Annotated in this window: 1 pseudogene; it reads right to left on the minus strand. The window is 70.2% G+C overall.

Annotated features, from left to right (window positions below):
• Positions 1-285, minus strand: a pseudogene (locus tag AC5RWX_RS34600) (bifunctional riboflavin kinase/FAD synthetase); the annotation flags it as partial.

Below are 285 nucleotides of genomic sequence, written 5' to 3' on the forward strand. Positions count from 1 at the left end.
GGCACGGCCGCGGGCGGCGCCGTGGACAACTTCGCCTCGCATCCGGTGGGGCCGGCCCAGGACTGCCGCCGCCGTGGCAACGTCGCCTTCCTGGAGGGCCTCCCGGACCCAGGTGGAGGAGCAGCGGCGGTCCGAGCCGTCGTCGTCATGGAGGGGGTAGCCCTCTGAGCCGAATTCGCTGATGACCTGGACCTCGAACCCGAACTTCCCGCCGAGCGCCTTCATGGTGTCCAGGTCGCCGGAGTTTCCGCGGCCGAACCGGGCGTCGTGTCCAATCACAATGTG

The sequence above is a fragment of the Arthrobacter sp. SPT-J7 genome (assembly GCF_059089965.1).